Raw genomic sequence first — 6,869 nt, 5'->3', positions numbered from 1 at the left:
GTGGTGGGCCGGACAGACGGGAGCGGGGGTCCTCCGGGACATCCGGAGGACCCCCGCCCTGTCATGCGGTCGGTGCCGTGGGCACCTCAGGTCACGCGACCGTGCACGCCACGCCGTTGAGCGTGAAGGCCGTCGGCGCGTTGTTCGTGCCCGTGTGCGAGCCGTTGAAGCCGACGTCGACCGAGCCGCCCGCAGCGAGCGTCCCGTTCCACGCGGCGTTCTTGGCCGTCACCGCGGCACCGCTCTGCGACCACTCGGCGCTCCAGCCCTGCGTCACCTGCTGGCCGTTCGCGAACGAGAAGCCGAGCGTCCAGCCGTTGAGCGCGCTGGTGCCGTTGTTCGTGACCTTGACCGAGCCGGTGAAGCCGGTGTTCCACGAGCTGGCCGTGTACTTCACGGTGCAGCCGCCCGTCGGGTTGCTGGGCAGCGTCGAGGCGGACAGCGCCGCGGTGGCCGCGGAGATGTTGCCCGCGACGTCCTTGGCCTTGACCGTGAACGCGTACGTCGTGCCGGCCGTGAGGCCCGTCGCCGTGTACGAGGTCGTGGTCACGGTCGCCAGCAGAGTCGTGCCGCGGTAGACCTCGTAGCCGGCCACGCCGGACCCGCCGGCGTTGTCCGTCGAGGCGTTCCACGACAGCGGGATCGACGAGGTCGTCGCGGAGCCCGCGGCGAGACCCGTCGGGACCGACGGCGCCGTGGTGTCGACCACGGTGTCCGTCTTGGTCGTGGCCGAGACGGCTGCCGACGCGGCGGACGTGTTGCCCGCGACGTCCTTGGCCCGCACGGAGAACGAGTACGCCGTGCCGGCCGTCAGGCCCGTCACCGTGTAGCTCGTCGACGTGGTCGTGGCGACGACCGTCGAGCCGCGCAGCACCTCGTAGCCGGCCACGCCGGACCCGCCGGTGTTGTCGGTCGACGCGTTCCACGACAGCGGGACCGTCGTGGTCGTCGTCGTGCCGGCCGTCAGGCCAGTCGGCACCGACGGCGCCGTCGTGTCCGTGACCGTGCCGGACTGCGTGGTCGCGGAGACCGCCGTGGAGGCCGCCGAGACGTTGCCCGCCGCGTCCTTGGCGCGGACGGTGAACGAGTACGCCGTCGCGGGCGACAGGCCCGTGACCGTGTAGCTCGTCGAGGTGGCGGTCGCGACCAGCGTCGTGCCGCGGTAGACGTCGTAGCCGGTGACGGCGACGTTGTCGGTCGACGCGGTCCACGTCAGCGGGACCGAGGTCGACGTGGTCGTGCCGGCGGTGAGGCCGGACGGGACCGACGGCGCCTGGGTGTCCTCGACCGGCGTCGTGCCGCCGATGACGGGGTAGGCGTTCTTCACGAGCGTGACGAACTGCTCCTCGAACCACTGGCCGGCGAGCGGCGCGTTCGGGGTGGCACCGGTGAGCTGGTTGCTCAGCTTGGGCGACACGAAGGTCGGGTCGCACATGCGGTCGAACCGCTTGCCCTGGTCGTTCGGGATGTCGGTCGACGCACCGTCGGACTCACCCGGGGGCTTGATCCAGACGAAGGCGTCGATGTACGACGCGGCGTAGCCGGACGGCGAGGCCTCCGGGAACCGGCCGATGCCGGCACCGAGCGGGTTGCACCACGCGCCACGGTGGACGCGACGGTCGACGCGGGACTGGTCGACGTAGGTGTTGATGTCGGTGCTCGTCGAGACGGCGGTGGGCCGGTTCGGGCCGCCCCAGCCGTTGCGCGAGGTGTCGACGAGCATGCCGAGCGTCGACGGGAAGCCTGCGGCGACGAGGAGGCGGTGCATGTGCGCCGCGAAGTCGACCTCGTCGAAGTCGAAGTTCCACTCGTAGAACTTCGACGACCGGATCGGGTTGTTGTTGATCGTCAGCGACGAGTCGGGCAGGTACGGCTCCTCGAGCGGCGTCGTGTTGGCGACGTCGGAGACGAACCCGTCGATCGACGCGAAGCCCGCGGTCGTCGACTTGGCGACCTCGGCGAAGAGCGTGGCGGCGGGACCGGCGTTGCTGTCCCAGCCGAGCCAGCCCGAGTGGCCGATGTCGATGTAGTTGTAGACGTTCGGGATGGCGTGCAGCTTGTCGAGCGCGTACTTGACGCCCTGGCGGTAGTACGGCGCCGACTGCTGGCACTCCGGCTGGCTCATGTTGGTGACCAGGTTCGGCAGCGAGTCGGGCTCGATGGTCGCGGCGATCCGGATGTTCTCGTACTCCGGGTTGTCGAGCAGGTCCGCGATCGGGTCGATGTACTCGGTCTTGTACCGCGCGAGGCCCGCGTCGGTCGCCGGGAGCTCGCCGTTCGACGCGAGCGCGTAGCAGTCGCGGCCCGGCAGGTCGTAGATGACGAGGTTGAAGACGAGCGGCTTGCCCGCGGCCTTCTGCTGCGTGACGGCGTTGTCGAGGTGGAACTTCAGGCCGTTGCCGTCCGCGTTGCCGGTGATGGCGCTGATCCGGTCCATCCACACGGCCGTCGGCTGGCCCGCGACCGTCCGCATCTTCGCGGCGAGGGTCGGGTCCGCGCTCTGGCGGCCGGCGGCGGCGTTCACCGAGGCGGCCCACGTGGGGTTCACGTACTGCACCGCGCCGGCGTAGGGGTTGTCGACGTGCGTGGGCGCGGCGCTCGCGCCCGTCGCGAGGCTCGTGAGTGGGACGACGGCGAGTGCCGTCGCCGTCGCAGCGGTCGCGACGGCGCGCAGGCGCCGCCTCACCCCTGCTGGCTTGCGGTGTGTGGACACGTGGTCCTCCGGGTGTCGTTCGGCACACCCGGGCGGACCGTCCCGGCCGGGCGCGAGTCGCCCGGGGGGAGTCCACGGCGACTGGCGGCTACCTCAACATGGCGGCCCGGCGGGACGGGATGGGGCAAATCGTTTAAGCCCTGCGCGTTACCGATTCGTGACCGATCGGACGCCCGTCGGACGGACGCCCAGGTCACCGGCTGCGCGGCCCCGTGCTGCCCCGCACCGCTAGACCGCCCACCTGGAGCTCGCGCCGTGCCCGCGGGTCGCCGTCGATCACCGCGAGCACCGCCTCGCCCGCGGCGACGCCGAGGTCGTGCTGCGCCGAGGGGAGGGTCGTCACCGACGGCGTCGCGAGCCGGCACAGCGCCGAGTCCGACCCCGCCACGACCGACAGGTCCCACGGCACCGCGATGCCCGTGCGGCGCGCGACGTCGAGCGCCGCGATGGCCATCTGGTCCGAGTCGTAGACGATCGCCGTCGGCGGCCGGCCCGACGTCAGCAGCCGCCGCGTCGCCACGGCGGCCTCCTCGGCCGTACCCGCGGTCGCCTCGTGCACCAGGTGCCCGCCCGCCGGGTCGAGGACCCGCCCCAGCGCCGCGACCCGCGCGCGCGTCCGTGCCAGCCCGGCGGGGGCCGTCACCGCCGCCACGTTCCGGTGCCCGAGCTCCAGCAGGTACCGCGCGACCCGGGAGAACGCGTCCGCCTCGTCGACCCGCACACCCGCGAGGTCGTGGTCGTCGGGCGAGCCGCCCACGACGACCGCCGGGGCCCGCAGCCGGCGCAGCGCGTCGATGCGCGCGTCCTCGACGAGCACGTCTGTCACGACCATGACGTCGAAGCGCCGCTCCGCCCACCACTCGCCGTAGAGGGCGACCGCGGCCTCCGGGCCGTCGACGATCTGCAGCACGAGCGCGAGGTTGCGCGTCGCGAGGACCTCCTGCAGCGCGGTGACGAACTCGAGCACGCCCGTGGCGTGCGCCGCCGGACCGGCCGCCGAGCGGTCCACCACCAGACCGACCGCGCGTGGGCCGGTGCGCATCGACCGGGCCGCCGCGCTGGGTCGCCAGCCGAACTCGTCAGCCACGCGCAGCACCCGCTCACGGGTCGCGGCCGAGACACCGGGCCGGCCGTTCAGGGCGTACGACACGACGGCGATCGAGACCCCGGCCGCGCGCGCGACGTCGGTGATCGTCGGGCGGCGGGTCGTCGGGGACGCAGGCGGCACTGGCCCAGGGGTCGGGGACGACGGAGTGCTCCCGGCGGTGGACGAGTCATATGCAGGTGTGACCACGATCACCTAGTGTGTCGCCCGATGCGGCACAATTGCACCATCTCGGCTCCGACGACGTAGACGGGAGTGGCCATGGGAACCGTCCGGCGAGGTCCGGTGTCGCCCACAGCGCGGCGCACGATCGGGGTGCTCTCGCCGGTCGTCGGGGGTTTCTACTTCGGTGCACTCATCGCGGGAGTCGCCCGCGCGGCCCGTGCGGCGGGCCACCGGGTGGTGGCCGTCCAGACGTATCCGGCGGGCCTGGACCGCGAGCGCTACCCCGACGAGTCGATCCTCGACGCCCCCGTGGCGCTCGGTGCGGTCGACGGTCTCGTCGTCGTCGGCAAGGCGCTGCGGGCCGACCGGCTCGCCGCCGTGCAGCAGTGGGGCGTGCCGCTCGTGCTCGTCAGCGAGGAGCCGACGAGCCTCGACGACCCCGTCGTGGTGCCCGACAACACCGGGGGTCTGCGGGCCGCCGTCGACCACCTCGTCGAGCACGGGCACACGCAGATCGGCTTCGTCGGCTGCCTCACGCAGCGCGACATGCGCGAGCGTTTCGCCGCCTACCGCGCGACGCTCGCCGACCACGGCATCGAGCCCGCCGAGACGTGGTGGTACGACGCGACGGACAACCACGAGCAGGGCGGCGCCGACGCCGCCGCGCGGATGCTCGCCCTCGGACGGCCCACCACGGCCGTCGTGGCCGCGACCGACCGCAACGCCATCGGCTTCCAGCGCGCCCTGCGCGCCGCCGGGCTCGTCCTGCCCCGCGACCAGGCTGTCATCGGGTTCGACCACGCCGACTCGGGCGCCCGCGTGACGCCGCGCCTGTCGACGGTCGACGCGCACTACGACCGCGTGGGGGAGACCGCCGTCTCGCTGCTGCTGGCCCGCATGCGCGGGGAGGACGTCCCCGGGGGCGAGTACCGCGCGCCTTCGACGCTCGTGCTCCGCGAGTCGTGCGGGTGCACCGAGGTGGGCTCGGCGGGACCGCTCGACCTCGCGGGACGCGGCGTCGCGGGCGGGCACCAGGTGCTGCGTGCCCTGGCCGAGACGGCGTTCGTCGGGCCGGTCGGCGCGGGCATCGGCCGCCGGGCCGGGAGCGCCCCGCGGGACACGTGGTGGCACGCCGTGGTCGAGCCGCTCGAGGCCGCCGCCGAGCGCGGCGTGGTGCCCGCACCGCCTGCCCTCGCGCGGCTCGCGGACCTCACCGCGGCGATGCAGCCGCACCCCGAGGCGCTGGAGCAGCTCGTCGCCTGTCTGCGCGCGATCGAGGTCGCCGCGGTGGAAGCGCTCCCCGGTGCGGACCACGAGGCGAGCGTCCGCCGGGCCGTCACCGAGGTGCTCCTGGCCCTCACCAAGGGCTGCACGCGCGCGATGCTCGCCCGGTCCGGCCAGCTCGAGCGGACGATCGTCGACCAGTACGAGGTCGACATGGACCTGCTGCGCGGCGACGGCGCGAGCCCGCGGGCGCTGGGGTGGCTGCCGCGTGGCGTGCGGGGGCACGCGTGCCTCGGGCTGTGGCTCGGCGGCGACCGCGGCCCGGGCGACCGGGAGATGGAGGTCGTGGGTGTCCACGACACGTCGGGCACGCTGTCGCGGCTCGTCGGGATGCGGACGACGGCGAGCCAGTTCCCGCCCACCGCGCTCACCCGCGCCGGCACCGTGGGCGCCAACGAGCTGACGTTCGTGATCCCCGTGACGTTCGGCGGCAGCGACTGGGGGCTGCTCGCGATCGACGGTGCGGCCGAGACGCGCGCGACGAGCGCCCGCGACCGGTTCAACCACTGGGCCGCGCTGCTCGCCGTCGCGCTCGACCAGGAGCGGCTCCTCGCGTCCCTGCGCGAGCAGCGCCGGGCCCTCGAGCAGGCCGCCGCCCGCGAGCGCTCGCTCGCCGACACCGTGCGCGCGAGCGAGGAGCGGTACGCGCTCGCGTCGATGGCGGCGCACGACGGCACGTGGGACTGGGACGTGTCCGCCGGGACGGTCTACTACTCGCCACGGTGGAAGCAGACGCTCGGCTACGACGACGACGTCATCGGCGACTCCCCGGCCGAGTGGCTCGAGCGCGTCCACCCCGCCGACCGCGACGACCTGTCGGCGGCGATCGCGTCGCAGCTCGCAGGCGCCGGGACGCCCCTGGAGCTCGAGCACCGCGTCCGCACGTCGTCGGGCGACTACCGCTGGATGCTGTGCCGCGCCGTCACGGTGCTCGACGACGCGGGCTGCCCCGCGCGGCTCGTCGGTGCCCTGGTCGACGTCACGGAGCGCAAGGAGGCGGAGCTCGCGCTGCAGCGTGACGCGCTGCACGACCCGGAGACAGGCCTCGTCAACCGGCTGCTGTTCCTCGACCGGCTCGCGTCGGCGCTGCTGCGGACGCGACGCTCGCCGTCGTACGACTGCGCGGTCGTGCTCGTGCGGGTCGGTGACGACCAGGCGATCCCGACGCAGGGCCGGCACGACGGCGACGGGGACGTGCAGCTCGACCTGCACCGCGAGCTCGTCCGGCGGCTGCGGCGGCCGCTGCGCGAGGGGGACACCCCGGCCCGGATCGCCGAGGACGACTTCGCGGTGCTGCTCGACGACGTCGGCCCGGGCGGCGTGCCGGGGCGGGTGGGGCAGCTGCTCGACCAGCTCCGCAACGAGCTCGGGACGCGCATCCGGGTCGGTGCGCTCGGCAGCATCCGGGGCTTCCGCGACGTGTCGGACGTGCTGCGGGAGGTCGACATCGCGCTGCTGCGCGGCGGCTCCACGGCGTGGCACGAGGCGCGTCCCGGCCAGGTGCTGCGCTGACGGACTGAGGTTCGGACGCACGACGGTCCGGGTGCACGACGGCCGGGTGCACGACGGCCGCATGCACGACGGCCCGCGGCGACACGAGGT

Annotated in this window: 3 protein-coding genes; 1 reads left to right on the top strand and 2 read right to left on the bottom strand. The window is 74.0% G+C overall.

What is annotated here, in order from left to right; all coding sequences use genetic code 11:
* Positions 1 to 91: 91 nt before the first annotated feature.
* Positions 92 to 2,713 carry a glycoside hydrolase family 6 protein gene (locus tag CBZ_RS08180; protein ID WP_130781074.1) on the bottom strand — a complete coding sequence of 874 codons (2,622 nt, stop codon included), beginning with the start codon at positions 2,711 to 2,713 and terminating at the stop codon, positions 92 to 94.
* Between the two features lie 193 nt (positions 2,714 to 2,906).
* Positions 2,907 to 3,941 (bottom strand): LacI family DNA-binding transcriptional regulator, encoded by a 1,035-nt coding sequence (locus tag CBZ_RS08175; RefSeq protein WP_218022731.1) that lies wholly within the window; start codon positions 3,939 to 3,941, stop codon positions 2,907 to 2,909.
* A 138-nt stretch (positions 3,942 to 4,079) separates the two neighbouring features.
* Between CBZ_RS08175 and CBZ_RS08170 the strand changes: the two genes are divergently transcribed.
* Positions 4,080 to 6,779 carry a substrate-binding domain-containing protein gene (locus tag CBZ_RS08170; protein WP_130781073.1) on the top strand — a complete coding sequence of 900 codons (2,700 nt, stop codon included), beginning with the start codon at positions 4,080 to 4,082 and terminating at the stop codon, positions 6,777 to 6,779.
* The last annotated feature ends 90 nt before the right edge of the window (positions 6,780 to 6,869 follow it).

It is taken from the genome of Cellulomonas biazotea, from assembly GCF_004306155.1.
Lineage (GTDB): Bacteria > Actinomycetota > Actinomycetes > Actinomycetales > Cellulomonadaceae > Cellulomonas > Cellulomonas biazotea.
Note: the sequence above shows the minus strand (reverse complement) of the source record. Positions and strands in the feature narration are given on the sequence as shown.